The sequence below is a fragment of the Nocardioides sp. zg-1308 genome (genome assembly GCF_013155375.1).
Lineage (GTDB): Bacteria > Actinomycetota > Actinomycetes > Propionibacteriales > Nocardioidaceae > Nocardioides > Nocardioides renjunii.
In genome coordinates, this window is record NZ_JABJQY010000002.1 from 1,445,651 (window position 1) to 1,471,043 (window position 25,393).

Consider the following 25,393-nt stretch of genomic DNA (forward strand, 5'->3'; position numbering starts at 1 on the left):
GGACCGAGGTCCCTCGTCCACGGGACCCGGCGACGGGACCGACGTCGGGACGCTCCTCCCTGACCGGCGGGTCACCGGGTCCGCGAACGTCGGGGTGTGCCGCAGACAGCGGCCCCGTCCCTGCCACCGAAGGATCCCGATCGTGACCGTCTCGCACTCACCCGCCCCCGCCCGCTCGGACGTCGCCGCCGCCGCGAACGGCACCGCGACCCCCACCCGTCCCTACGCTGTCCACGGCCTGGTGCTCACCACCGGCGCGCTGGCGTGGGCCGCGACGATGGCCGTCGTCGGCCTCGACCCGCAGACCCGCGGTGCCGAGCTGGCGTTCTCGCTGTCCTCCGGCCTCTTCCAGGTCGGCCTGTTGTTCCTGCTCCGGACGCTGTGGCGGACCCGTGCGCTCGGCGTCGGCCGGCTGGCCCGGGCCGTGCTGCGCGTGGAGGCCGCCGCCGTCCTGCTCGCGATCTGCTCCACCGCCGGCGACGGCCTGGGGTTCACCGACATGGACCAGGTCGGGTGGCTGCTCCTCGACGCGTTCTGGCCGCTGTCGATGCTCGGCATGTTCCTCATCGGCATCCGCATCGCCATCGCGGGTCGGTGGCGGGGCGTCACCCGCTTCTGGCCCATGGTCGCCGAGAGCTGGGCCGTGGTGACCATCCCGGCGCTCGGCATCTTCGGCGAGACCGTCGGTCACGCGGTCGCCTGCCTCCACCTGGTCGTCGGCTACGCCGTGCTCGGCGTGCTGGTGGCGCGCAAGACAGATTGAGGCAGTGACGACAGGCCCCGGACCCCTCCCCCGAGGAGGTCCGGGGCCCGTGCCGTGCCCGGGCGTTCCCGGGGACCCTGTCGGCCCTCAGTCCAGGGCCAGGCCCGCCGCCGGGGTGACCCGTGCGGCCTTGCGCGCCGGTACGACGCACGCGGCGAGGCCGGCGAGGGCCGCCACGACGGCGACACCGCCCACCTGCAGCACCGGCACCGTCAGCCGGGCGTCGTCGACGACGCTCGCGATCAGCACCTGCACGCCGACCCAGGCGAACACCAGCCCGAGCGCCGTGCCGAGCAGCGTCGCGACCGCCGACAGCAGCAGTCCCTCGGTCGCCATCGCCCGCCGCAGCTGCGTACGGGTCAGGCCCATCGCCCGGAGCAGGGCGTTCTCCCGGCCGCGCTCGAGCACCGAGAGGCCCAGCGTGTTGGCGATGCCGACGAGCGCGATCACGATGGCGATCGCGAGGAGGCCGACGACCGCGCCGGTCAGGACGTCGACCTGGAGGCCGACCCACGCCCGCTGGGAGTAGCCGCCGTCGAGCCCGGCGCCGCTGGCGCCGGCGAGCGCGGCCAGGTCACCGCGGAGGTCCTCGGCGTCCGCACCGTCGGTGGCGCGGACCCACAGAGCCGTCGGCTGCGGCGACGCGTCGAGCGCGGCGAGCGTGGCCGCGGAGACGAGACCGGCGCGGCCCCACCCGCTGGCCGGCTCGACCTCCAGCGTGCGCTCCCGGCCGTCGACGGCCACGGTGGCCTCGAGGTCCCTCCACACGCGGTCGCCCACCTTGCCCGGCAGCTCGTCGATGACGTCGGAGGGCAGCACGAGCACCCCGTCGGCCGGCGCGAGATCGTCGGGCCCGCGCACCACGTCGAGCCCCTGCGGGACCGCGGCCACAGGCAGCTCGACGCCCGCGATGGTGGCGATCGTGCCGTCGAGCACGGCCGAGTCGGCGACCCCGGTGACCGCCGTCGTCCGCTCGGCGAGGTCTGCCTCGAGCGGGCCGTCGACCGCCGTGATCGTCGCGTCGAGCGGGTGCGAGGTGTCCATCTCCCGGTCGAGCTCCGTGCGCGAGGAGGCCAGCCCGGTGAGGACGGCCGTGGTGAGGGTGACGCCGATGAGCAGCGACGCGGCGGTGGTCGCCGTACGCCTCGGGTTGCGCACCGCGTTGCCCGTCGCGAGGGTGCGCACCGGACCGCTGCCGGCCAGCCGGCCGACGAGGCGGATGAGCGCCGGCACCAGGACGGGGCCCAGCAGGAGCACGCCGACGAAGGCGGCAGCGCCGCCGACGAGCATCACCGGCACGGCCTGCGTGGCCACCGAGACGGCCATCCCCGCCGCGCCCGCGACCAGGAGGAGCGCGGCGGACGCGAGCCGCCAGCGGCCGGCGGCGGAGCGTACGTCGACGCCCGTGTCGGGCCGCAGCGCTGCCAGCGGCGCCACCTTGGTCGCGGCGCGCGTTGGCAGCCAGGCAGCGAGGAGCGTGACGAGGAGGCCGATGGCGAAGCCGCCTCCGGTCCACACCGGGTCGAGACGCGCGGCACCCATGTCGGCGAACCAGTGCCGCACGAGCGCGACGAGGCCGTAGCCCGACGCCGCGCCGACGGCGACGCCGGCGAGCGACGCCACGACGCCGAGCGCGAACGCCTCGAGCCGCACCGCCCGGCGGAGCTGGCGCCGGGTGACGCCGACGCACCGCAGCAGGGCGAAGTCGCGCTGGCGCTGGGCGAAGAGGATGGCGAACGTGTTGGCGATGACCATCACGCCGACGAACAGCGCGATGAAGACGAAGATCAGCGCCATCACGGCGAGCACGTCGACGCCGCGCGAGATCTCGGCCTGCCTGGCCGCGACCCAGTCGTCGGCCGACTCGACGGTCGAGCCGGGCGCGACCGTCGACGCGAGCCCCTCGGAGCCGCCCCAGGCGACCGACTCCACCCACAGCGTCGCGCGGAACCCCTCGAGCACCTCCCACGGCACGTAGAGCGAGGCGCCCATCGCGGGCGGGCTGTCGACCAGGCCGACGACCTCGACGTCGGCGGCGGCCGCGCCGGTCCCGATCCTGACGACGTCGCCCAGGCCGACCCCGGTGCTCTTGGCCGCGTTGGCGTCGGCCACCGCCTCTCCGGCGGCGTCGGGGAACCGGCCGTCCTCGAGCTCCTGCCACTGCAGGGCCGGGTCGAGGGACACCTCGGCGATGTCGGCCGTCGCCGCGAGCTGGACGCCGTCGCGGGTGACGGTCTCCATGGCGTAGCCCAGCGTGAGCGCGGGGACGCCCTCCTTCGCGGCGGCGTCGATGAGCCGCGTGGCGTCGCGGGCCCGGTCGACGGTGACGACGCGGTCGACCGCCGCGACGGGCGCGCCGACGTCCGCGGTCAGCCCGGCGCGGGTCGCGCCCGTCAGCATCCCGGTGACGACGACGAAGGCGACGCCGATGACCACGGCGAGCGCGGCGGCGACGTACCTGCGCGTGTGGTGGCGCAGCGAGGCGAGCAGGACGCTGCGCATCAGGCGCTCCGTCCCCGCAGTGCGGCGACCAGCTCGTCCTGGCCGGGCCGGGTGAGGTGGGCGGTGACGACGCCGTCGTGGATGACCACCACGTCGTCGGCGTAGGCCGCCGCGTCGAGCTCGTGGGTGACCATGACGACGGTCATGCCGAGCTCGCGCACCGAGCGCCGCAGGTGCCCGAGCACCTCGGCGCTCGCCTCGCTGTCGAGGTTGCCGGTGGGCTCGTCGGCGAAGACGATGTCGGGCTGCGTGACCAGCGCGCGGGCGATCGCGACGCGCTGCTGCTGGCCGCCGGACAGCTGGCTCGGCAGGTGGCCGAGGCGGTCGGCGAGGCCCAGCACGCCGACGACCTGCTCGTGGCGCTCGCGGTCCACGGGACGGCCGGCGAGCTCGAGCGGGAGCACGATGTTCTGCCCCGCGGTGAGCATGGGCAGCAGGTTGAAGGCCTGGAACACGAAGCCGATGTGCTCGCGCCGGAAGAGGGTGAGGGCGGTGTCGTCGAGGCCGGCGAGGTCGCGACCGGCGACGGTGACCGTGCCCGACGTGGCGGCGTCGAGCCCGGCGAGGCAGTGCATCAGGGTGGACTTGCCGGAGCCGCTCGGGCCCATGATCGCGGTGAACCGGCCGGCGGGCAGGTCGAGGTCGACGCCGCGGAGGGCGTGCACCGTGTTGTCGCCGCTGCCGTAGGTGCGGGTGAGGCCGCGGGCGCTCGCGGCGAGGGCGGTGTGCTGGAGGGTCGTCGTCATGGGGACGACCCTCCTCGGACCGGCCCGCACGATCGTCGGTCCCCGGCACGGACCTGTGGTCCGTCCGCGGTCGCACCTCTGGTGGTCGGGGTACGACCGTGGGAGGACACCGGTGCCTGAGGACGTGGTGACCGCGGGACGGGCGGACCGGCCTGCGGGACGTCCTCGGGGGTCAGGTGAGGGCCAGGGCGTCGCGTGCGCTGCGCGGCTCGCGGCCCAGGAGCTCTCCCAGCAGCGGGTCCGTGCCGGCGAAGAAGCCCTCGCGCGCGCCGCGGTAGAACCCGAGGAGGAAGCTCGACGCCTGGGGCGGCACGCCCGCCTCCGCCTGGGCGGCGAGCCACGCGTCCTCCGTCAGGACCGTGCTGGTGATCCTGCGACCCACGAGCTCCGACGCGACGTCGGACAGCTCGACGAACGTGGGCGCGGCCGGCGCCGTCAGCGTGACGGGGCCGTCGTACGCCCCGTCGGACGCGAGCACGACGGCCGCGGCCTCGGCGGCGTCCTCGCGGGCGGTCCACGACACGGGCCCGTCACCGGGTACGGCGATCACCCCCGTCTCGCGCCACGGCCCGGCCAGCCACTGGAGGCTGTGGGCGTAGAAGCCGTTGCGCAGCGAGGTCCACGCGACCCCCGACCCGGCCAGGAGCTGCTCGGTGGCGGCGTGCACCGTGCCCGGGTGGAACGGGTTGTCCGGCGCTGCGGCCTGGTGGCTGGTGTAGAGGATCCGGCCGACCCGGGCGGCGACGGCCGCGTCGATCGCGGCGCGGTGCAGCGCCACGGTGTCGGCGCCCCGGTCGTTGGACGAGACCAGGAGCAGCTGGTCGGCGCCGTCGTAGGCCGCAGGCAGGGACTCGGCGTCGGCGTAGTCGCCCCGCCTGACCTCGATGCCGAGCCGGGCGAACCGGTCGGCCCTGGCGACGTCGCGCGCGACGACGACGAGCTCGTCGGGCGGCACGCGGTGGAGGAGGTGGTCGACGGTGGCGCCGTTGAGGGCGCCGGTGGCGCCGGTGATCGCAATCATGGGTACGTCCTTCGTGTTATCAGTGATAACACTCACCATAGGAGACCGTTCCATCGTTAGCAACACGCCGTTATCCTTGGTCCGTGGACACCGGCTCCGAGACTCCCGCCGAAACCAGCGCCGAGCCCGGCGGCGAGACCCGCGGCGGCGCCCGCACCGACACCCGCCGTGCCATCGTCGACGCGGCCGCGAGCCTGCTCCGGGAGGGAGGCCCTGCGGCGATGACGACCCGCGGGGTGGCGGAGCTCGCCGGCGTGCAGGCGCCGACGATCTACCGGCTGTTCGGCGACAAGGACGGGCTCCTCGAGTCGGTCGCCGAGCACGTGATGACGACGTTCGTCGCCGACAAGACGGCCGGGATGGCCGCCGCCGAGGCGGCCGGCGCGGACCCGCTCGAGGACCTCCGGTCGAGCTGGCGCCGGCAGGTCGAGTTCGGGCTCGCGAACCCCGCCGTCTTCCGGCTCCTGGTCGACCCGGACCGGGCTGTCGGGTCGTCGGCGGCCCGGGCAGGTCGTGAGGTCCTGGCCACCCGCGTGCACCGGCTGGCGGTCGCGGGCCTGCTCCGGGTGCCCGAGGCCCGTGCCGTCGACCTCATCCACGCTGCGGGGATCGGCGCGGTGCACGCCCTCCTCGCGACCCCGGCCGACGCGCGTGACGCCGGGCTGGGGGAGGCCATGATGGACGCCGTCCTGGCCGCGATCGTCGTCGCCGACGGGGCGCGGGCGGACGTCGTGCGGGACGCGCCGGTCGCTGCCGCGATCTCGCTCCGCGCGGTCGCGCCCCGGCTCGACGTCCTCAGCGGGCCCGAGCGGCAGCTGCTGGCCGAGTGGCTCGACCGGGTCGCTGCCGGGTGAGCGTCGTGTGTCACCGGATGTCCGGTGACCCCAGGGAGGCTCGTCAGGCCGACACGAGCCCCGACTCGTAGCCGAGCACCACGAGCTGGACCCGGTCACGCGAGCCCGTCTTGGCCAGGATCCGGCCGACGTGGGTCTTGACGGTGGTCTCGGCGACCACGAGCTCGGCGGCGATCTCGGTGTTGCTGAGGCCGCGGGCGATGAGGGTGAGCACCTCGACCTCGCGCTCGGTGAGCAGCGCCAGCCGGTCGTCGGTGGTCGCCGCAGCAGCGGGGTCGGGCAGGGCGGCGAAGTGGTCGAGCAGCCGGCGGGTGGTGCTCGGCGCAACGACGGCGTCGCCGGCCTGCACCGCCCGGATGGCGCCGAGGAGGTCGGGCGGCGCGGCGTCCTTGAGCAGGAAGGCCGAGGCGCCGGCGCGGATCGCGGCGAAGGCGTACTCGTCGAGGTCGAAGGTGGTCAGCACGATCACCCGGGGCGGCGCGTCGGTCGCGAGCAGCCGCCGGGTGGTCTCCACCCCGTCGAGCCGCGGCATCCGGACGTCCATCAGGACGACGTCGGCGGTGGTGACGGCCAGCCGCTCGAGTGCCTCGCCGCCGTCGCCGGCCTCGCCGACGACGACCATGTCGTCCTGGCTCTCCACGAGCATCCGGAAGCCCGCGCGCACCATCTGCTGGTCGTCGACGAGGAAGACGCGGACGGGCGCTGCTGCTGGTCCCTCGGTCACAGCGGCAGCCTCGCAGACACCGCGAACCCGCCGCCCGCAGCCGGTCCGGCCTCCAGCGTCCCGCCGTGGACCGCGGCGCGCTCGCGCATGCCGGCCAGGCCGAGCCCGTGCCCGTCGGTGTCCGCCGCGGCACCGCGCCCGTCGTCGCGCACCTCGACCTCGACCGCTCGGCCCACGGCGAGGCGTACCCGCACCGTCGCGCCGGGGCCGGCGTGCTTGCGGACGTTGGTGAGGGCCTCCTGCACGATGCGGTAGGCCGCCAGCGCAACGCCGTCGGGCACCTCCGGCACGGGCGCCGGGAGGTCGGCCTCGACCCGCGTCCCCGCCGCGCGTGCCTCGTCGACGAGGTGGCGTACGTCGCCGAGCCCGGGCTGCGGCGCGACGCCGGTGTCGCCGTCGCGGAGCAGCCCCAGCAGCCGCCGCATCTCGGTGAGCGCCTCGCGGCCGGTGGTGGAGATCGTCTCCAGGGTGCCCACCGCGACCCCGGGGTCCTTCGCGGCGGCGTAGCGGGCGCCGTCGGCCTGGATGACGATGACCGACAGCCCGTGGGCGACCACGTCGTGCATCTCGCGGGCGATGCGCGACCGCTCGTCGCGCGCCGCCAGCTCGACCTCGCGCTCGGCCATCCGCTCGGCCTGCTCGGCGCGCGCGACCAGCGAGGCGACGTACCTCTCCCGCTCCTGCGCGGCGAAGCCGAGCGCCCACGCGGCGGTGACGATGGCGCTGATCGTCACGGTGTAGGGCGCGAGGTTGGCGACGGTCAGCTCGCCGGCTCCGAAGCCGAGGATCCAGCGCACCGCCGCGACCACGGCGCCGGCGTAGCCGACCAGGAGCGCGGTCACCGACTGCCACCGCGGCGACCAGCGGGCGACGGAGTAGACCGCGACGGGGAAGGCGAGCTGGCCGACGATGGGCTCGGCCTCCACCGCGGCCTGGAGGACGCTGGCCCCCGCCACCGCGAGGAACACCGGCCACGGGTGCCGGCGCCGCCACAGCAGCGGCACGGCCTCCACGACGGTGAGCAGCGCCGCGACCGGCTGGCCCGCCGCGGCGTGGCCGACGCCGCCGAGGACGAGCACGACACCGACGAGCAGGCGGTCGAACCACAGCCGCGCGCGCGGGCCCAGCCGCCACGGGTGCTCGTCCATGGTGCGGACGATAGACGGAGCCGACAGGCGCCGCGTCAGTCCGCGGGAGGACGTCTGCCCGTGCGGATGGGCCCCGAGTAGGGTGCGAGCCATGACGAAGTGGGAATACCAGGTGGCGCCGATTCCGCTCCACAACGAAGCGCTGATGCTCAACAACTTCGGCCAGGACGGCTGGGAGCTGGTGGCCATCCACACCAACGCCCAGGGTGGGCTCGTCGCCTTCCTCAAGCGCCCGGGCCAGGGCTGACGTGGGCGCCGAGGCACGCCTGGCCGAGCTGGGCATCACCGTTCCCGAGGTCGTCCCGCCGGTCGCGGCCTACCAGCCCACCGCCCGCACCGGGAACCTCGTCTTCACCGCGGGCCAGCTGCCCGCCCGCGACGGCGAGATGATCGCCGTCGGCAAGGTCGGCGGAGAGGTCACCGAGGAGCAGGGCTACGAGTGCGCGCGCCAGTGCGCCCTCAACGCGCTCGCCGCGGTCAAGGCGGAGATCGGCTCGCTCGACGACGTGAAGCGGGTCGTCAAGGTCGTCGTCTTCGTGGCCTCGACGCCCGACTTCACCGGCCAGCCCAAGGTCGCCAACGGTGCGTCCGAGCTGCTCGGCGAGATCTTCGGCGAGGCCGGCAAGCACGCCCGCTCGGCCGTCGGCGTGTCGGTGCTGCCGATGGACGTGCCGGTCGAGGTCGAGATCATCGTCGAGGTCTGATCCCCCATGGCCAGCGTGGAGCGGTTGCCGCTTCCCGACGCCCTCGTCGCACAGGCCCGGTCGTACGCCGAGGGCGGCGCCACGCCGGCCGAGCCGCGCGACGCGGCCACGGTCGTGCTGCTGCGGCCGGGGGCGGACGGCGCCGCGTCGTCCGGTCCCGAGGTCTACCTGCTGAGGCGTCAGACGTCGATGGCCTTCGCCGGCGGGATGTGCGTCTTCCCCGGCGGCGGCGTCGACCCGCGCGACTTCGACGACGAGCTGGTCGACCGCGGTCTGTGGGCCGGGCCGTCGCCCGCCGAGTGGGCCGCGCGCCTGGGGTGCGACGAGCCGAGGGCCCGTGCGCTGGTGTGCGCCGCCGTGCGCGAGACCTTCGAGGAGTCGGGCGTCCTCCTCGCGGGGGCGGGTGCCGACGAGGTGGTCGCCGACACCACCGGTGACGACTGGGAGGCCGACCGGGTCGCGCTCGAGACGCGCGAGCTGTCGCTGACGGCCTTCCTCGAGAAGCGGTCGCTGGTCCTGCGCACCGACCTGCTCGGGCCGTGGTCGGGCTGGCTCACGCCGGTCTTCGAGCCGCGGCGCTACCGCACCTGGTTCTTCGTGGCGGGGCTGCCCGAGGGCCAGGTCACCCGCGACGTCTCGACCGAGTCGTCCTCCGTCACCTGGGCGGCCGCGCTCGACGCTGTCGCGCAGGTGGAGCAGCAGCAGATCATGATGCTCCCGCCGACCTGGCTGACCTGCCTCGAGGTGGGCCAGCACGCCGACCCCGACGCGGTGCTCGCCGCCGCGCGGGACCGGACCGTGGAGATGTTCATGCCGGAGGTCGTGGCCGACGGCGAGGACTTCATCCTCTCCACGCCGCCCGCCTACGCCGACCTGATGGCTCGTCGATGACCTGGTCGGGAGGGGTCTTCGGGTCGACCGGGACGTGCGTGCTCGCGCCCAACGCCGGCCCGATGACGCTCGAAGGCACCAACACCTGGGTGCTGCGCGACCCGCACTCGTCACGCTCCGTCGTGGTGGACCCGGGCCCGTCCACCGCGTCGCACCTCGACGCGATCGACGCCGCCGCGGGCGACGTGGCCGTGGTGCTGCTGACCCACCACCACGCCGACCACAGCGAGGCGGCCCGCGAGTACGCCGAGCGGCACGGCTGCGGCGTACGCGCACTCGACCCGGCGCACCGCCTCGGCTCGGAGGGCCTCGGCGAGGGCGACGTCGTCGTGGTCGGCGGCCTCGAGGTGCACGTCGTGGCCACGCCCGGCCACACGGCCGACTCGCTGTCGTTCGTCGTCCCGCAGGACCGGGCGGTGCTCACCGGCGACACCGTGCTCGGCCGCGGCACCACGGTCGTCGCGCACCCCGACGGCCAGCTCGGCGCCTACCTCTCCTCGCTCCAGCGGCTGCACGCCCTGTGCGGCGAGCAGGGGATCACGACCGTGTGGCCCGGCCACGGCCCGGTGATCGACGACGCCCTCGGCGCGCTCGAGACCTACCTCGCGCACCGCGAGCAGCGGCTCGCCCAGGTGCGCGAGGCGCTGCGCGGGCTGCACGCGGCCGCGCGCGAGGGAGGGTCCTTCCCGCACGACACGCTGCCGCGGGCGATCGTCGAGGTCGTCTATGCCGACGTCGACCCGGTGCTGTGGGGCGCGGCGGAGCTGTCGGTGCGCGCCCAGCTGGCCTACCTCACCTCCTCCTGAGCGTTGCCGGTCCCGGCACGCCGCCCTAGCGTGGGCGGATGGCCGACATCCCGCGTCCCGTGACCGTCCTGTCCCGCGCCCTCGACCAGGCGCGCGCCGCCCTCACGACCCTCGACCCCGAGGACCTCGACCTGCCGACGCACTGCGGTGACTGGACCGTGCGCGACCTGGTCGGGCACCTGGTGGCCGCTCCGGGCAACTTCCTCGCGATGGCCCGCGGCGAGGAGGTGGACTGGTCGGCGGTCCCCGACGTGGCCGACGACCAGTGGGCCCAGCACTTCCGCGCCGACGCCGACCGCCTCGTGGAGCACTGGGCGGACCGCTCCGAGGAGGAGGCGGGGATGGCGGACTGGCAGAGCGCCGAGATCGGGGTGCACACCTGGGACCTGCTCCGAGCGACCGGGCACTCGATGCCGCTCGACCCGGAGGTGGCCGAGCGCGGGCTGGCGTTCCTCCAGCAGGGCCTGACCGACGAGAACCGCGCCGGCGCCTTCGGCCCGCCGGTCAGCGTCCCGGACGACGCACTGCCCTACGACCGGCTCGTCGCCTTTGCGGGGCGCGACCCGCGGGCCTGAGCCTGGCCGTCGTACGGACCGAACGGCTGTCGACCTGCCGGGGCTCCGCGTGAGCGGTCGGTAGCCCGTGCGTTCGGTCCGTCCGACGTGCCCGTCGGTAGTCCCCATCAAACGGGTCGTGCTGCGGCCCCTCCGGCGACCCCTTTGATGGGGACTACCCCGCCAGGAACCGGCGCCAGAGCCACCGCAGCCCCAGCAGTACGGCGATCGCTGCCGCGACGCCGAGCCCGATGAACAGCGAGAGCTCGATCCCCAGCGGCCGTGGCGGGTCGTCGTCGGAGGGGGTGCCGAAGTCGTGGGTCAGCTGCTGGGAGGGATCGCCCGTCAGGTCCGGCACCAGGTCCACGGCGATGCTGAGCGACTCGACGGGCGGCAGGCGCGGCAGGAACTCGCGATAGGTCCACTCGGACTCCGGGCGGTCCGGCGAGGTGAAGATGGCCAGGCGCGGGTGCTCGACCACGTCGCTCTGCGGCGGGTCGACCACCGCCACGACGAGGTCGTCCTCGGCCCAGCCCAGCGGTCGCACCGTCGCGCCGTCCGGGTAGAGGTCGGTCGGGAGGACACGATCGATGCTCTCGCTCTCGGGCCCGCCGCCGGGGCCGTCGCCCTCCTGCAGGAACGGCGCGGCCGTGACGACGACGTCGGCGCGCATGGCGAGGATGTCGAGGTCGGGTGAGGGGATCCCGGTCACCGCGGGACGCTCCGCGACCGGGGTGGCGGGGGACTCCGACGGTCCCGTCGCGTCGATGTCCGCCGCCACCTCCTGGCCGTCGTGTGCGCCCTGCCACCTGAGGCGGACCGAGTCCGGCAGCCAGACCAGGGAGGCGACCTCGGCGCCACGACCTCCGTTGTGGTGGAACGTGACGATGTCGCCGGACTCCAGGTCGGCAATGGCGATGCGGCTCGGCGTCGACCACGCCAGGCGTCGTCCGTCCGGCGAGAGAGCAACCGCAGGCTCGCGCGACAGGGCCAGCTCCGGGTCGTCGAACGCGACGTGGTGGTAGCGCCCGTCCTCGGCGGTGATCACGCGGATGTGGTTGGAGACGAAGGCCACCGAGGCCCGCCCGATCGCGAGGTCGTCCTCGAACGGCTCGTTGGTGCCGTCGGTGATCCGGCTGGGGATGGCCCCGCCCGGCACCTCGCCGGACGCCGTACGCGCCTCCCGGTCGTCACCGACCACGAGGGAGGCGACTCCTCCGACGGAGACGATCAGCGCGAGCACCGCGGCGACCAGGAGGGCTTGGCCGCGGCGGCGGGCCGCCCGTCCGCGCTGCCACAGGTCGTCGGAGACCGGCAGCGGCTCGTTCGTGTCGGCGAGCCGGTGGAGGGTGGTGCGGAGGTCTGCGTCCGGCGGGGTGGTCATGCGTCTGCTCCGATCAGCTCGGCCAGCTCCGGCGCGAGGGTGCGCAGCCGGGACAGGGCCTGGCGGGTCGTCGACTTCACGGTGCCGGCGGTGATGCCGAGCGCGCGCGCCGTCTCGACCTCGGTGAGGTCCTCGTAGAAGCGCAGCACCAGGACGGTTCGCTGCTTGGCGGTCAGGCGCGCGAGCGCCTCGTCGAGGGTGAGCCGCAGGTCGGTGTCCGCGAGCCGGGCCGCGCCGTCGTGGGACAGCAGCGGCGTCTCCACCAGCCTGCGGCGGCGCCACCACGAGATGTTCTGGTGGTACATCGCCCGACGGACGTAGGCCTCCGGCGAGGTGTGGATCCGCCGCCAGTGCTTCGCCGCCTGCAGCAGCGCGGCCTGCACCAGGTCCTGGGCCAGGTGGTGGTCACCCGTCAGCAGGTACGCCGTGCGCGACAGCGCCGCGCCGCGCGCGGTCACGAACGCGTCGAACCCCGCTTCGTCGTCCGTGATCATGTCGACCCCCTTCACGACGTACGACGCCCGCGGGCGGCGCTTCGGGGGTCAGTGCGGCGGAGAAAGTCGGGAGGAGGTCTCAGCGGGCGCGGCGCGAGAGCCGCTCGAGGTCCATGATGACCACCGAGCGGGGCTCGAGGCGCAGCCAGCCGCGCGAGGCGAAGTCGGCGAGGGCCTTGTTGACCGTCTCGCGGGAGGCGCCGACCAGCTGGGCGAGCTCCTCCTGCGTGAGGTCGTGGTGCACGTGGACGCCGTCGTCGGCGGTGCGGCCGAACCGGTCGGCGAGGTCGAGCAGCGCCTTGGCGACGCGGCCGGGGACGTCGGAGAAGACCAGGTCGGCGACGACGTCGTTGGACTTGCGCAGGCGTCCGGCGAGCTGCGACAGCAGGCCACGCGCGACCTGGGGGCGGCCCTCGAGCCACTTGAGCAGGTCGTCGTGGGACAGCGAGGCGAAGGTGGCGTCGGTGACGGCCGTGACGGTCGCCGAGCGCGGACCCGGGTCGAAGAGCGAGAGCTCGCCGAACATCTGACCAGGACCCATGATCGCGAGCAGGTTCTCGCGGCCGTCGGAGGACGAGCGGCCGAGCTTCACCTTGCCCTCGGTGACGACGTAGAGCTTGTCGCCCGAGTCGCCCTCGTGGAAGAGGACGTCGCCACGACGGAGCGTGGTCTCGGCCATCGAACCGCCCAGTGCAGTCGCCGCCTCGTCGTCGAGCGAGCTGAACAGCGGTGCCTGCCGAAGCACGTCGTTGTCCACGTCATTCCTCCATGTAGGTGCGCCCCGTTGCGTGCCTCTTGCCGGACGGCCGGGATCGGCACGATCCTAGCCGTGGTCCGGGTCACAAGGGCCACTCCCACGGGTGTCGGCCCCGCATCGCGTCCGTTCGGGCGGTGTCGGAGGGCCACCGTAGGCTGAGCGCGTGCCTGCTCCGATCGTGCCCGTCAAGCCCGACACGTCGCTCGTGCGCCGGGCCCGCAAGATGGACCGCATCCTCGCCGAGACCTATCCCGACGCCGCGACCGAGCTCGACTTCACCAACCCCTTCGAGTGCCTCGTCGTGACGGTGGTCTCCGCGCAGACCACCGACCGGCGCGTCAACGCCGCCAGCCCGGCGCTGTTCGCGGCCTACCCGACGCCCGAGGCGATGGCCGCCGCCCCGCGCGAGCACATGGAGCAGCTGCTCGGCCCGCTGGGGTTCTTCCGGCAGAAGACCGAGTCGCTGCTCAAGCTCAGCCAGGCGCTGGTCGAGAGGTTCGACGGCCAGGTGCCGAGCAGGCTGGAGGACCTCGTCACCCTGCCCGGCGTGGGTCGCAAGACGGCCAACGTCGTCCGCGGCGAGGCGTTCGGGCTCCCGGGCATCACCGTCGACACCCACTTCGGCCGGCTGGCGCGCCGCTTCGGCTGGACCGAGGAGAGCGACCCGGTCAAGGTCGAGCACGCCGTCGGCGCCCTGTTCCCCAAGCGCGACTGGACGCCGCTGTCGCAGCACCTCATCTGGCACGGCCGGCGCCGCTGCCACGCCAAGAAGCCCGCGTGCGGCGCCTGCCCCGTGGCGCGCCTCTGCCCCTCCTACGGCACCGGCCCCACCGACCCGGTCGAGGCGGAGAAGCTGGTCACCACCCAGGGACCTGCATGACCGAGCTCCTCGGCAGGACGCTCGCGACCCTGCTGCTCGCCGTCTCGTTGGCCGCGTGCTCGTCCGACGCCGGCGGGGTCGACGTACGCCCTCCCGACGTCGAGGTCGACACGCCGGCGCTGCGCGAGGTCAAGGCGCGCATCGGGATGGACGACTGCCGGCCCGGCACCGGTGAGCCCGTGGCGGGCGGGCTGCCCGAGGTGACCCTGCCGTGCCTCGGCGGCGGTCCCGACGTGGAGCTGTCGACGCTGCGCGGGCCGATGGTGATCAACCTCTGGCAGGCCAACTGCGGTCCGTGCCGCGAGGAGATGCCGGCGCTGGAGGAGTTCCACCAGCAGCACGCCGAGCAGGTGGCCGTGCTCGGCATCGACTTCAACGACGTCCACCCCGACGGCGCGCTCGCGCTGGCCGAGGAGACCGGGGCGACCTACCCCTCGGTCGCCGACCCGGGCGGTGACCTGATGGCCGAGGAGACCTTCGCGATCGCCCGTCGCGGCCTGCCGGTCTTCCTCTTCGTCGACGCCGACGGCACGGTCGTCGGCCAGGACTCCGGCGGCGTGGCGTCGGTCGGCGAGGTCGAGGACCTCGTGGCCGAGCACCTCGGGATCGACCTGTGAGCGACCCGGCGGGCAGCAGCGCGCTGCCGGCCTGGCTGTCCCCGGTCGTGACGGCCGCCTCGACGATCACCGTCCACGAGCTCACCCGCTTCATGCCGCCCGACGACAGCGACCCCCGGCGCGGCGCCGTGCTGATGGTCTTCGCCGACCGTGAGGCCGACCCCACCACGCCGGACGACCTCGCCCACCGCGGCGAGCTGCTGCTCACCGAGCGCGCACACCACATGCGCTCCCACCCCGGCCAGGTGTCGTTCCCGGGCGGCTCGCTCGACGCGGGGGAGACGCCGGTGGAGGGGGCCCTGCGCGAGGCCCACGAGGAGATCGGGCTCGAGCCGTCGGAGGTCGAGGTCTTCGGCGAGCTGCCCGAGCTGTGGCTGCCGCCCAGCAACTTCGCGGTCACCCCGGTCCTCGGCTACTGGCGCGACCGCGGTGAGGTGCGCATCGCCAGCCCCGACGAGGTGCACGAGATCCACCACGTCGCGATCGCCGAGCTGCTCGACCCCGACAACCGGGTCAACGTCCGCCACCCCAGCGGCTGGACCGGTCCGGGGTTCCTCATCGGGCCCGGGCGCGACGTCATCCTGTGGGGCTTCACGGCCGGGATCATCGCCCGGTTGTTCTCCTACCTCGGCTGGGGCGAGGACTGGGACCGGGCGCGGGTGCGTGACCTGCCGGACCACATGCTGCAAGGTGAACCCCGGCAGACCGACCTCGCCCCCGACCCGGCGCAGAACACCAAGCTCGAGGAGTAGCGCATGAACGTCCTCGACTGGTGCCTCGTCGCACTCGTGGGGATCTATGCCCTCTCCGGCTACTGGCAGGGCTTCATCACCGGCGCCTGCGCCACCGCCGGCCTGCTCCTCGGCGGCCTGGTCGGCATCTGGGCCGCGCCGCTCGCGCTCGGCGACGCGGCCCCGTCGCTGTGGGTCTCCCTCGGCGCGCTCTTCATCGTGATCGTCTCGGCGTCGCTGGGACAGGCTGTCCTGCAGTACGTCGGCGCCAAGATCCGCGACCGCATCACCTGGCAGCCGATCCGGGCAGTGGACGCGATCGGCGGCTCGGTGCTGAGCGCGGTGGCCGTGCTCCTCGTCGCCTGGGCGCTCGGCGTCGCGGTCTCCGGCACCCGCATCGGCGCGATCACGCCGCTGGTGCGCGACTCCACGATCCTGGCCGAGGTCAACCGCACGCTGCCGTCCGACTCCAGCAAGGTCCTGCAGACCTTCAACAACGTGGTCGGCACGACGTTCTTCCCGCGCTACCTCGAGCCGTTCGCCCCCGAGCGCATCGTCGCCGTCAAGCCCGGCGACCCGCGCATGCTCACCGACCCCGACGTCCTCGCCGCCGAGAGCAGCGTGGTCAAGGTGCGCGGCGCCAACGGCTGCGGCAGCGGCGTCGAGGGCACCGGCTTCTTCTACGCGCCCGGGCGCCTGATGACCAACGCCCACGTCGTCGCGGGCGTGACCCGCCCCGAGGTCGAGGTGGCCGGGTCCTCTGTGGTCGCGTCGGTCGTGCTCTACGACGCCGACCTCGACGTCGCCGTCCTCTCGCTGCCCGACGCCGGCGTGCCGCCGCTGGCCTTCGACACCGAGGTCCGGCCCCGCGACCCGGTGGCGGTCCTCGGCTACCCCGAGGACGGTCCCTACGACGTCCAGTCCGGCCGGGTGCGCTCCGAGCAGCGGCTGCGCTCGCCCGACATCTACGGCGAGGGCACGGTCATCCGGCAGGTCTTCTCCCTGCGCGCGCTGATCCGGCCCGGCAACTCCGGCGGGCCGATCATCACCTCGGCCGGTGACGTGGCCGGCGTCGTCTTCGCCGCGTCGGTCAGCGACCCGGACACCGGCTACGCACTGACCGCCGACCAGGTCGCCGAGGCTGCGGCGTCGGGCCTGTCGCGGCAGGCGCCGGTCGACACCGGGACCTGCGTGCGCTGAGCGTCAGCCGTGGCCCTTGAGTGCCTGCGGGATCTGCTTGCCCTGCTCGATCGCGCGCTCGGGCGCCTTGACCTTCTTGACCTGCCGGACGCCGATGAAGGCCAGGAGGGCGGCGACGAGGAGGTAGACCGCGAAGACGATGAGGAACGCCCACTGCAGGTCGAGCCCGTCGCCGTTCCAGTGGATGAAGTAGGCGAACGCGACCGACAGCATGATGACGGCCAGCAGGCCGAGGAATGCAGCTGCGGCGAACAGCCCGATGCCGACGCCGCCGTGCTTGACGCTCACCTTGAGCTCGGTCTTGGCGAGCTGGATCTCCTTGGAGACCAGGGACGAGATGTCGCGCTGGGCGTCCATGACGAGCTTGCCGAGGGTGGGGTCGGAGTCCTTGACCGGGTCGGTCGTCAGGCGGGTCGACATGGGATGCGGTCCTTCGGTGTACGCCGGGGGCTGTCTCTGCGACCCTACCAACGGGTCTGCCCGCGCCCGGTGTCCGTCTAGACTGGGCCGCAGGTGAGCCGGGAAGTCTGGTCGGCCCGTGGCGCGAGTCCGCGGTGACAGTGCCCCGACGACCCCCGAAGGATGCGCCGCCGCATGGCCTCACCCCACGACCCGCACGACTCACCCACCGACTCGCCGCGCGTCCCACCACGCGTGGACGACGACCTCTGGGAGTCCGGTCCCGTCTACATCGCGAGCGACAAGCCGCTCGCCCGGCTCGTCGCGCGACCGGTGCGCGAGTTCCTCCGCGTCGAGGCCGCCGGCTCGCTGCTGCTGCTCCTCGCGGCGGCCGTCGCGCTGGTGTGGGCCAACAGCCCGTGGGCGTCGTCGTACGACGCGCTGTGGCACACCCACCTCGTCCTCGACGTCGGCCCGCTGCACCTCGACGAGTCGTTGCAGCACTGGGTCAACGACGCGCTCATGGTGATCTTCTTCTTCGTGGTCGGCCTGGAGATCAAGTACGAGCTGGTCAACGGCGACCTGCGTGACCCCAAGACCGCGGCCCTGCCGATCGTCGCCGCCGTCGGCGGGATGCTCGTGCCGGCCGGGCTCTACCTCGCCCTCAACCCGCCGGGCAGCGACGGCGCCGCCGGGTGGGGCATCCCGATGGCGACCGACATCGCGTTCGCGGTCGGCGTCCTGGGCATCCTCGGGCGCCGGATCCCGTCGGCGGCCCGGCTGTTCCTGCTGACCCTGGCGATCGTCGACGACATCGGCGCGATCCTGGTCATCGCCGTCTTCTACACCAGCGACCTGTCGCTGAGCTGGCTCGCGATCGCGCTCCTGCTGCTGGCGGTGATGGTCGTCGCGCGGCGGCTGCGGATCTGGACGATGGTGCTGTACGCCGTCCTCGGTGTCGGTGTCTGGTACGCCCTGCTCGAGTCCGGCGTCCACGCCACCCTGGCCGGCGTCGCGATCGGGCTGCTCGCGCCCGCCGTGCCGCTGCTCAACGAGGAGGTGGCGCGCCAGCACGCCCGCGAGGCGCTGCGCGACAACACCCTCGACCCGGAGGAGCTGGTCAAGCTGCGCTTCCTGCTCAAGGAGTCGGTGTCGGTGGTCGAGCGGCTGCAGAGCACGCTGCACCCGGTGTCGGCCTACGTCGTGCTGCCGGTCTTCGCCCTGGCCAACGCCGGCGTCGAGCTCGGGGCCATCGGCAAGGTCTTCACCGAGCCGGTGGGGATCGGGATCGTGCTGGGCCTGGTGCTCGGCAAGCCGGTCGGCATCCTGGTGGCGTCGTTCCTGGCCGTACGCCTCGGGCTCGGCCGGCTGCCCGACCACACCACCTGGCCGATGGTCGCCGGGCTCGGCGCGGTCGGCGGCATCGGGTTCACCGTCTCGATCTTCATCGCGGGCCTGTCGTTCCCCGGCGAGGAGCTGCTGACCGAGGAGGCGAAGATCGCGATCCTGCTGGCCTCGCTGCTCGCCGCCGTCCTCGGCGTGGTCGCGCTGCTGGCGGCGACCCGCGGGCGGGACCACGACGACGTCCCGGAGGACGCAGCGGCGTCGTCGTCCTGAGCGTCGTCGTCCTGAGCGCCACACGAGCCCGCACCACCAGGTGCGGGCTCGTATGACGCAGCCAGCGAGGGGGCGAGACCTCAGTCCTCCGAGGGCGCCGAGCCCTCCTTGTCCTTGATCAGGTCCATGACCGTGGAGTCGGCGAGGGTGGTCACGTCGCCGACCTCGCGGTGCTCGGCCACGTCCTTGAGCAGGCGGCGCATGATCTTGCCGGAGCGGGTCTTCGGCAGCTCCGGCACGACCATGATCTGGCGCGGCTTGGCGATGGCGCCGATCTCCTTCTGCACGTGCTTGCGCAGCTCCTCGACGATGTCGGGGCCGCCGTCGCCGGCGGACTCGCGGAGGATGACGAAGGCGCACACGGCCTGACCGGTCGTCTCGTCGGCGGCACCCACCACGGCCGCCTCGGCGACCTTGGGGTGGGAGACGAGGGCCGACTCGATCTCGGTGGTGGAGAGCCGGTGGCCCGACACGTTCATCACGTCGTCGACGCGGCCGAGCAGCCAGACGTCGCCGTCCTCGTCGAGCTTGGCGCCGTCGCCGGCGAAGTAGAGGCCCTCCCAGCGCGACCAGTAGGTGTCCTTGAACCGCTGGTCGTCGCCCCACAGCGTGCGCAGCATCGCCGGCCACGGCTCCTTGAGCACGAGGTAGCCGCCGTTGCCGTTGCCGACGGAGCGGGCCTCGTCGTCGACGACGTCCGCGACGACGCCGGGCAGCGCCTTCATCGCCGAGCCGGGCTTGCCGGCGGTCACGCCGGGCAGCGGGCTGATCATGATCTGGCCGGTCTCGGTCTGCCACCAGGTGTCGACCACCGGGCAGCGGTCGCCGCCGATGACCTCGCGGTACCAGACGTAGGCCTCGGGGTTGATCGGCTCGCCCACCGAGCCGAGCAGGCGCAGCGACGACATGTCGTAGCCGTCGGGGATCTCGCGGCCCTGCTTCATGAAGGTCCGGATCGCGGTGGGGGCGGTGTAGAAGATCGTCACCTTGTAGTCCTGCACGATCTGCCACCAGCGGCCCTTCTCGGGCGTGCCCTCGTACATCACCTGCGTCGCGCCGTTGGCGAGCGGCCCGTAGACCATGTAGGAGTGGCCGGTCACCCACCCGACGTCGGCGGTGCACCAGTAGACGTCGGTCTCCGGCTTGAGGTCGAAGACCTCCCAGTGCGTGAACGACGTCCCGGTGAGGTAGCCGCCGGTGGTGTGCAGGATGCCCTTGGGCTTGCCGGTGGTGCCGGAGGTGTACATGACGTAGAGCGGGTGCTCGGAGTCGTGCATCTCGGCCTCGTGCTCGGGCGAGGCGTTGTCGACGACGTCGTGCCACCACACGTCGCGGCCCTCGTGCCAGTCGACGTCCTGGCCCGTCCGGCGCACGACCAGGACGTTGCGCACGAGGTCACCGGTCTTCTCGACGGCCTCGTCGACGGCCGGCTTGAGCGCGCTGGCCGCGCCACGGCGGTAGCCGCCGTCGGAGGTGATGACGACGTGCGCCTCGCAGTCGGTGATGCGGGAGGCGAGGGCGTCGGCGGAGAAGCCGCCGAACACGACGGTGTGGGGTGCGCCGAGGCGGGCGCAGGCCAGCATGGCGACGACGACCTCGGGGATCATCGGCATGTAGATGGCGACCCGGTCGCCTTTCTGCACGCCGAGCTCGGTGAGCGCGTTGGCCGCCCTGGACACCTCGTCCTTGAGCTGTGAGTAGGTGATGTCGCGGGTGTCGTCGTCCGGCTCGCCGACCCAGTGCAGCGCGACCTTGTCGCCGTTGCCGGCGTCGACGTGGCGGTCCACGCAGTTGACCGCCGCGTTGAGGGTGCCGCCGACGAACCACTTGGCGAACGGCGGGTTCGACCAGTCGAGGACCTGGTCCCACCGCTGGCCCCAGTCCAGCCGGTCGGCCGCGGCGGCCCAGAAGGCCTCGCGGTCCTCGTCGGCACGGGCGTACGCCTCCTCGGTGACGTTGGCGTTCGCGGCCAGGTCGGCCGGGGGCTCGAAGCGTCGTTCCTCGCGGGACAGGTTGGACAGGGTCTGCTCGGACAAGGCTCTCTCCTGGGGCTGTGCGTGTGTGGGGTCGTGCCCCCTCGCCGAACCTACTCCGGCTCGGCGAGGGGGTCACGGGGGTGTGGCGACCGCGTACGGCGTCAGTGCTGGACGGCCTGCTCGGCGCCGGCGCCGGTGAGGGCGCGGACCTCGAGCTCGGTGAAGCGGTCCTCGGCCTCCGGCTCCTTCGACGTGATGGTGCCGATGTAGCCGAGCAGGAAGCCGATCGGGATCGAGATGATGCCCGGGTTGTTGAGCGGGAAGATCGACCAGTCGGAGTCCGGGAAGAGCGACGTCGGCAGGCCCGACATCACCGGCGAGAAGAACACCAGGCCGACGGCCGCGATGAGGCCGCCGTAGATGCTCCACGTGGCGCCGCGCGTGTTGAAGCGCCTCCAGAACATGTTGAAGATGATCGCCGGCAGGTTGGCCGACGCCGCGACGGCGAACGCGAGCGCCACCAGGAACGCGATGTTGAGTCGCTGCGCGGGGATCGACAGGGCGATGGCGACCGCTCCGATGACGAAGGCGGCGATGCGGGCGACCCGCACCTCCTCCTTCTCGGTGACGGGCTCGTCCTTCTTGATGACGCCCTTGTAGAGGTCGTGCGCCACCGACGAGGAGCTGGCCAGGGTCAGCCCGGCGACCACCGCGAGGATGGTCGCGAAGGCCACCGCGGCGATGAGGGCGAGCAGGATCGCGCCGCCCGTGGATCCCTCGCCGCCACCGACGGCCTCGGCGAGGAGCGGGGAGGCGAGGTTCTGGTTGCCGCCCTCGAGCGGGTCGACCTGGCTGCGGTCCAGCAGCGCTGCGGCGCCGAAGCCGAGCACCAGCGTCATCAGGTAGAACGCGCCGATGAGCCCGATCGCCCAGAGCACCGACTTCCGCGCGTCCTGCGCGGTCGGCACCGTGTAGAAGCGGATGAGGATGTGCGGCAGGCCGGCGGTGCCGAGCACGAGGGCCAGGCCGAGCGACAGGAAGTCGATCTGCGACGTCAGCGTCGCGCCGTACTGCAGGCCGGGCTGCAGGAACGCCTCGCCCTTGCCGGAGTTGTCGGCCGCCGCGCCGAGGAGCTTCGACAGGTTGAAGTCGAACTCCGCGAGCACGAGCACCACGATCAGCGCCGATCCGAGCATGAGCAGCACGGCCTTGACGATCTGGACGTAGGTGGTGCCCTTCATGCCGCCGACGACGACGTAGAAGATCATCAGCGCGCCGACGCCCACGATGGTGAGGTTCTTGACGGCCTCGCTGTCGACGCCGAGGAGCAGCGCGACGAGCGTGCCCGCGCCGACCATCTGGGCCAGCAGGTAGAAGATGGAGACCACGACGGTGGAGATCGACGCGGCCGTGCGGACCGGGCGCTGCCGCATCCGGAACGCGAGCTGGTCGGCCATCGTGTAGCGACCGGCGTTGCGCAGCATCTCCGCGACGAGCAGCAGCGCGACGAGCCACGCCACGAGGAAGCCGATGGAGTAGAGGAAGCCGTCGTAGCCGTAGAGCGCGATGGCACCGGAGATGCCGAGGAACGACGCGGCGGACATGTAGTCGCCGCCGATCGCCAGGCCGTTCTGGAAGCCGGAGAACGAGCGCCCGCCGGAGTAGTAGTCGGCCGCAGTCTTGGTCTGGCGGCTCGCCCAGAAGGTGATGCCGACCGTGAGCGCGACGACCGTGAGGAACAGGATCGTGGTGAGGACCTGGGTGTCCATCAGGCGTCGCCCCCCTTGCGGTAGTCGGCGTCGAGCTGGCGGGCCAGCGGGTCGAGCTTGGACTGGGAGAAGCGGGCGTACATGTAGGCGAGGCCGAACGTGGTGACGAACTGCAGCAGCCCGAAGACGAGGGCCACGTTGATGTTGCCGACCACCTGGGTGGACATGAAGTCGCCGGCCCAGTTGGAGAGGATGACGTACAGCAGGTACCAGACCAGGAACGCGACCGTCGCCGGGAACACGAAGCCGCGGTAGCGGCGTCGCAGCTCGGCGAACTCGGGTGTCGCGTGCAAGCGGTCGTAGATGGGGTCGTGGCGCGCGGCCTGCTCTTGCTCTGTCACGATCGCGTCCTTCCGAGCACGGGTCGGCCACCGGGTGTGACCGCCGTCACCGTGACACCGGTCACGTCGGCCGGGGGAGGGGAGGACGACCCCCGGTCGGCCGGTGGGCGCGGCTGGTCGCCCAGCGGTCGGTGTCGTACGACGAGCGGTCGGGGCCGCCCGCCGCCCGGGCGCCGCCCGAGCAGGGAGCCGGGCCGCTCCGGAGCCGCTTCGGGGCCGGTGTCATCGTGGGACGCATGACTTCTCCTCTCGTCGTCGTGACCGGAGCCAACGGCCTCGTGGGCAGCCACGTCGTCCGCGCGCTGAGCCAGAGGGGCGCGACGGTGCGTGCCGTCGTACGCCGGGCCGGCACCGCGCCGGACGGCCCCGGCGTGGAGGAGCACGTGGGCGACTTCGCCGACCCCGGCTTCGCCGAGACCGTGGTCGCCGGTGCCGGCGCACTCGTCACGACCGTCCACCCGATGGGCGACGACCGCGAGAGCCAGCGCCGGGTCGGTGTCGACGGCACGATGGCCATCGCGAGCGCCGCGGTGGCCGCCGACGTCGCCCGGCACGTCCACATCTCGACGGCCGGCGTCTACGACCGCAGCCCCGGCGCCGGTGACGCCGACGAGGACGGCCGGCTCGTCGGGGAGGACGGTGGCGACTACGCCGTCGTGAAGCGTGACGTCGACGCCGCGCTCGCGGGGCTGAGCGGCACCACCCGTGTCCTGGTGCGACCGCCGGCGATCCTCGGCCGCGGTGGGTCGTCCGTGTGGAACACCCTGCGCCCCGAGCGGATGCGCGACGACGAGAGCCAACGCCACGCCGTGCCGGAGGCTACCTTCGCGTGGATCCACGTCGACGACCTGGCCGCGCTGGTCGCGGACGTCGCCACCGGCGCCGTCGCGGAGGGCGACGACCCGGAGCGGGGACCGGTGGCGGGGGGCTGCACGCCGGTCAACGCCGCGAGCGGCCCGGCGACGCAGCGTGACTACGTCGGCGCCGTCACGGAGGCGCTGGGGCTGCAGCCGACGTGGGACGACGAGCCCGCGTGGACCGGCCAGATCGTCGCCGACCGGGCCCGCCGGTGGGGCTGGGCGCCGCGGGTGTCGCTCGACGACGCGCTGGCGGAGCTGAAGGACGGCCTGCGCGGCTGACCGGAGCCCGGTTCTGTTGACCTCAGGTGCACGTGAGCCGCGAGGATCGGTCCATGACCGATGTGCAGGAGCTCCGGATCACCCTCACCGTCGACGACTTCGACGCGGCGGTGCGGCTCTACCGCGACGCGCTGGGGCTGCCGGAGGTGGCCGACTGGAGCAGCGACGAGGGGCGGGTGCTGCTGCTCGACGCGGGCCGCGCCACGCTCGAGCTCTTCGACGAGCGCCAGGCGGCGATGGTGGACGACCTCGAGGCCGGCCGCCGGGTCTCCGGCACGGTCCGCCTCGCGCTCCGGGTGCCGGACGCCGACGCCACGGCGGCGGCGCTGGCCGGTGCGGGCGCCTCCCCGGTCGCCCCTGCCGTCGACACGCCCTGGGGCGACCGCAACGCGCGCGTGGCCGCTCCGGACGGCATGCAACTGACCCTCTTCACGGTCCGCGAGTGAGGGTGCCCGGTCCGGTCAGGTGCGCCGCTCCATGAACGTCCCCGGCTCCGCCAGCGGGGTGAAGCCGGCCCGCGCGTAGACCGCGTGGGCGTCGCGGGTGGCCAGGACGACGCGGCTGAGACCCATCGGCTCGACGGCCGCCAGCACGGCGTCCACCAGCCGCCGCGCCAGGCCCTGGCCGCGGTGGCCACGGGCGACGTACACGTCGCAGAGCCAGGCGAAGTTCGCGTGGTCGGTGAGGACGCGGGCGTACGCCACCTGCCGCCCGTCGGTCGTGAGGGCGGCGAAGTTGAGCGAGTGCGCGGCGGCGGTCGCGATCTTCTCCCGGCTACGTCCGAGCGCCCAGTAGGCGTCGGTGCTGAGCCACTCGTGCACGAGGTCGAGGTCCATCTCGGCGAGGTCGGTGCGGATCTCGTAGCCGTCGGTCATGGGGCCGATCCTCCCAGCGCGGCGACGACCGGGGCGACTACCCCGACCGCTTCGTGGGGTGCGGACGCCGGAGCGAGTCGGGCAGCAGCTGGGCGCCGGGACCGCGCTCGCCCACCCAGTCGCCGGGGTTGGAGAAGGCGCAGCTGCGCAGGCTGAGACAGCCGCACCCGATGCACCCGTCGAGCCCGCTCTTGAGCCGCTGGAGGGCGGCGATCTGCTCGTCGAGCCGGGCGCCCCAGTGCCGCGAGATGCGGTGCCAGTCGGCCTTCGTGGGCGTGCGGTTGCCGGGCAGCCGGGCGAGCTCGTCGCGGATCTCCTCGATGCTCAGCCCGACGTTGGAGGCGGCGCGGATGAAGCCGAGGCGGCGCAGCACGCTGCGCTCGAAGCGCCGCTGACCACCGGACGAACGGTGCGCCTCGATCAGCCCCTCGGCCTCGTAGTAGCGGATCGCCGACGCGGCGAAGCCGCTGCGCCGGGAGATCTCACCCATAGGAAGAAGAT

The 25,393-nt window shown here is 73.4% G+C and carries 28 protein-coding genes; 14 read left to right on the forward strand and 14 right to left on the reverse strand.

Features of this window, described 5'->3' with window-relative positions; all coding sequences use genetic code 11:
• The first annotated feature begins 142 nt into the window (after positions 1-142).
• Positions 143-763, forward strand: a complete 621-nt coding sequence (locus tag HN031_RS08675; RefSeq protein WP_172268959.1) for a hypothetical protein — start codon at positions 143-145, stop codon at positions 761-763.
• Between the two features lie 87 nt (positions 764-850).
• On the opposite strand, the gene HN031_RS08680 is transcribed toward HN031_RS08675, so the two are convergent.
• From HN031_RS08680 to HN031_RS08690, 3 genes are all read right to left on the reverse strand, one after another.
• Positions 851-3,265, reverse strand: coding sequence for an ABC transporter permease (locus tag HN031_RS08680; protein WP_172268962.1), 2,415 nt, complete (start codon positions 3,263-3,265; stop codon positions 851-853).
• Positions 3,265-4,011, reverse strand: coding sequence for an ABC transporter ATP-binding protein (locus tag HN031_RS08685; protein WP_172268965.1), 747 nt, complete (start codon positions 4,009-4,011; stop codon positions 3,265-3,267). The genes HN031_RS08680 and HN031_RS08685 overlap by 1 nt, the downstream gene beginning before the upstream one ends.
• A gap of 172 nt (positions 4,012-4,183) precedes the next feature.
• Complete coding sequence (locus HN031_RS08690) at positions 4,184-5,032, reverse strand: NAD(P)H-binding protein (protein ID WP_172268968.1); 849 nt, start codon at positions 5,030-5,032, stop codon at positions 4,184-4,186.
• Between the two features lie 83 nt (positions 5,033-5,115).
• Between HN031_RS08690 and HN031_RS08695 the strand changes: the two genes are divergently transcribed.
• Positions 5,116-5,886 carry a TetR/AcrR family transcriptional regulator gene (locus HN031_RS08695; RefSeq protein WP_172268971.1) on the forward strand — a complete coding sequence of 257 codons (771 nt, stop codon included), beginning with the start codon at positions 5,116-5,118 and terminating at the stop codon, positions 5,884-5,886.
• Positions 5,887-5,929: 43 nt separating this feature from the next.
• Here the strand turns inward: HN031_RS08695 and HN031_RS08700 are convergent, their stop codons facing one another.
• On the reverse strand, positions 5,930-6,610 hold the full coding sequence (locus tag HN031_RS08700; RefSeq protein WP_172268974.1) for a response regulator transcription factor: 681 nt from the start codon (positions 6,608-6,610) through the stop codon (positions 5,930-5,932).
• On the reverse strand, positions 6,607-7,758 hold the full coding sequence (locus HN031_RS08705; RefSeq protein ID WP_172268977.1) for a sensor histidine kinase: 1,152 nt from the start codon (positions 7,756-7,758) through the stop codon (positions 6,607-6,609). The genes HN031_RS08700 and HN031_RS08705 overlap by 4 nt, the downstream gene beginning before the upstream one ends.
• Positions 7,759-7,849: 91 nt before the next feature.
• On the opposite strand from HN031_RS08705, the gene HN031_RS08710 reads away from it, so the two are divergent.
• From HN031_RS08710 to HN031_RS08730, 5 genes are read left to right on the forward strand one after another with little or no spacing between them, the layout of a single operon-like run.
• Positions 7,850-8,005, forward strand: coding sequence for a hypothetical protein (locus HN031_RS08710; RefSeq protein ID WP_172268980.1), 156 nt, complete (start codon positions 7,850-7,852; stop codon positions 8,003-8,005).
• Between the two features lies 1 nt (position 8,006).
• Positions 8,007-8,462: an Atu1372/SO_1960 family protein gene (locus HN031_RS08715; RefSeq protein WP_172268983.1), complete on the forward strand. Its 456-nt coding sequence runs from the start codon at positions 8,007-8,009 to the stop codon at positions 8,460-8,462.
• A 6-nt stretch (positions 8,463-8,468) separates the two neighbouring features.
• Positions 8,469-9,353: an NUDIX hydrolase gene (locus tag HN031_RS08720; RefSeq protein ID WP_172268986.1), complete on the forward strand. Its 885-nt coding sequence runs from the start codon at positions 8,469-8,471 to the stop codon at positions 9,351-9,353.
• Positions 9,350-10,159, forward strand: coding sequence for an MBL fold metallo-hydrolase (locus HN031_RS08725; protein WP_172268989.1), 810 nt, complete (start codon positions 9,350-9,352; stop codon positions 10,157-10,159). Before HN031_RS08720 ends, HN031_RS08725 begins: the two co-directional genes overlap by 4 nt.
• Before the next feature lie 38 nt (positions 10,160-10,197).
• Complete coding sequence (locus HN031_RS08730) at positions 10,198-10,734, forward strand: TIGR03086 family metal-binding protein (RefSeq protein WP_172268991.1); 537 nt, start codon at positions 10,198-10,200, stop codon at positions 10,732-10,734.
• Between the two features lie 154 nt (positions 10,735-10,888).
• Here HN031_RS08730 and HN031_RS08735 read toward each other — a convergent pair whose 3' ends face one another.
• The 3 genes from HN031_RS08735 to HN031_RS08745 all read right to left on the reverse strand — a co-directional run bounded on the left by HN031_RS08735 (position 10,889) and on the right by HN031_RS08745 (position 13,348).
• A complete protein-coding gene (locus HN031_RS08735; RefSeq protein WP_172268993.1) occupies positions 10,889-12,097 on the reverse strand; it encodes a hypothetical protein in 1,209 nt (402 codons plus the stop codon).
• The gene (locus HN031_RS08740; RefSeq protein ID WP_172268995.1) at positions 12,094-12,591 is read right to left on the reverse strand and encodes a SigE family RNA polymerase sigma factor; all 498 of its coding nucleotides are present in this window, start codon (positions 12,589-12,591) and stop codon (positions 12,094-12,096) included. The genes HN031_RS08735 and HN031_RS08740 overlap by 4 nt, the downstream gene beginning before the upstream one ends.
• A gap of 79 nt (positions 12,592-12,670) precedes the next feature.
• On the reverse strand, positions 12,671-13,348 hold the full coding sequence (locus HN031_RS08745; protein ID WP_056601912.1) for a Crp/Fnr family transcriptional regulator: 678 nt from the start codon (positions 13,346-13,348) through the stop codon (positions 12,671-12,673).
• A 223-nt stretch (positions 13,349-13,571) separates the two neighbouring features.
• On the opposite strand from HN031_RS08745, the gene nth reads away from it, so the two are divergent.
• The 4 genes from nth to HN031_RS08765 are packed head-to-tail and all read left to right on the forward strand — an operon-like array spanning position 13,572 to position 16,776.
• Positions 13,572-14,228 (forward strand): endonuclease III, encoded by a 657-nt coding sequence (gene nth, locus HN031_RS08750; protein ID WP_172271498.1) that lies wholly within the window; start codon positions 13,572-13,574, stop codon positions 14,226-14,228.
• A complete protein-coding gene (locus HN031_RS08755; RefSeq protein WP_172268997.1) occupies positions 14,225-14,845 on the forward strand; it encodes a TlpA disulfide reductase family protein in 621 nt (206 codons plus the stop codon). The genes nth and HN031_RS08755 overlap by 4 nt, the downstream gene beginning before the upstream one ends.
• Positions 14,842-15,597, forward strand: a complete 756-nt coding sequence (locus HN031_RS08760; RefSeq protein ID WP_367650704.1) for a CoA pyrophosphatase — start codon at positions 14,842-14,844, stop codon at positions 15,595-15,597. Before HN031_RS08755 ends, HN031_RS08760 begins: the two co-directional genes overlap by 4 nt.
• Positions 15,598-15,600: 3 nt before the next feature.
• Positions 15,601-16,776: a MarP family serine protease gene (locus HN031_RS08765; protein WP_172268999.1), complete on the forward strand. Its 1,176-nt coding sequence runs from the start codon at positions 15,601-15,603 to the stop codon at positions 16,774-16,776.
• Positions 16,777-16,779: 3 nt separating this feature from the next.
• Here the strand turns inward: HN031_RS08765 and HN031_RS08770 are convergent, their stop codons facing one another.
• On the reverse strand, positions 16,780-17,196 hold the full coding sequence (locus tag HN031_RS08770) for a phage holin family protein (RefSeq protein ID WP_172269001.1): 417 nt from the start codon (positions 17,194-17,196) through the stop codon (positions 16,780-16,782).
• Positions 17,197-17,370: 174 nt separating this feature from the next.
• On the opposite strand from HN031_RS08770, the gene nhaA reads away from it, so the two are divergent.
• The gene (gene nhaA, locus HN031_RS08775; protein WP_172269003.1) at positions 17,371-18,792 is read left to right on the forward strand and encodes a Na+/H+ antiporter NhaA; all 1,422 of its coding nucleotides are present in this window, start codon (positions 17,371-17,373) and stop codon (positions 18,790-18,792) included.
• A gap of 80 nt (positions 18,793-18,872) precedes the next feature.
• On the opposite strand, the gene acs is transcribed toward nhaA, so the two are convergent.
• The 3 genes from acs to HN031_RS08790 all read right to left on the reverse strand — a co-directional run bounded on the left by acs (position 18,873) and on the right by HN031_RS08790 (position 22,878).
• Positions 18,873-20,828: an acetate--CoA ligase gene (gene acs / locus HN031_RS08780; protein WP_172269005.1), complete on the reverse strand. Its 1,956-nt coding sequence runs from the start codon at positions 20,826-20,828 to the stop codon at positions 18,873-18,875.
• A 101-nt stretch (positions 20,829-20,929) separates the two neighbouring features.
• Positions 20,930-22,537: a cation acetate symporter gene (locus HN031_RS08785; protein ID WP_172269008.1), complete on the reverse strand. Its 1,608-nt coding sequence runs from the start codon at positions 22,535-22,537 to the stop codon at positions 20,930-20,932.
• The gene (locus HN031_RS08790; protein ID WP_172269012.1) at positions 22,537-22,878 is read right to left on the reverse strand and encodes a DUF485 domain-containing protein; all 342 of its coding nucleotides are present in this window, start codon (positions 22,876-22,878) and stop codon (positions 22,537-22,539) included. The genes HN031_RS08785 and HN031_RS08790 overlap by 1 nt, the downstream gene beginning before the upstream one ends.
• Before the next feature lie 236 nt (positions 22,879-23,114).
• On the opposite strand from HN031_RS08790, the gene HN031_RS08795 reads away from it, so the two are divergent.
• Complete coding sequence (locus tag HN031_RS08795) at positions 23,115-24,017, forward strand: NAD(P)-dependent oxidoreductase (protein ID WP_172269015.1); 903 nt, start codon at positions 23,115-23,117, stop codon at positions 24,015-24,017.
• A 53-nt stretch (positions 24,018-24,070) separates the two neighbouring features.
• Positions 24,071-24,463, forward strand: coding sequence for a VOC family protein (locus tag HN031_RS08800; protein ID WP_172269018.1), 393 nt, complete (start codon positions 24,071-24,073; stop codon positions 24,461-24,463).
• A 15-nt stretch (positions 24,464-24,478) separates the two neighbouring features.
• Here the strand turns inward: HN031_RS08800 and HN031_RS08805 are convergent, their stop codons facing one another.
• Together HN031_RS08805 and soxR are read right to left on the reverse strand one after the other, a co-directional pair.
• Positions 24,479-24,892, reverse strand: a complete 414-nt coding sequence (locus HN031_RS08805; RefSeq protein ID WP_172269021.1) for a GNAT family N-acetyltransferase — start codon at positions 24,890-24,892, stop codon at positions 24,479-24,481.
• Between the two features lie 37 nt (positions 24,893-24,929).
• Positions 24,930-25,382: a redox-sensitive transcriptional activator SoxR gene (gene soxR / locus HN031_RS08810; protein WP_253943037.1), complete on the reverse strand. Its 453-nt coding sequence runs from the start codon at positions 25,380-25,382 to the stop codon at positions 24,930-24,932.
• Between the last annotated feature and the right edge of the window lie 11 nt (positions 25,383-25,393).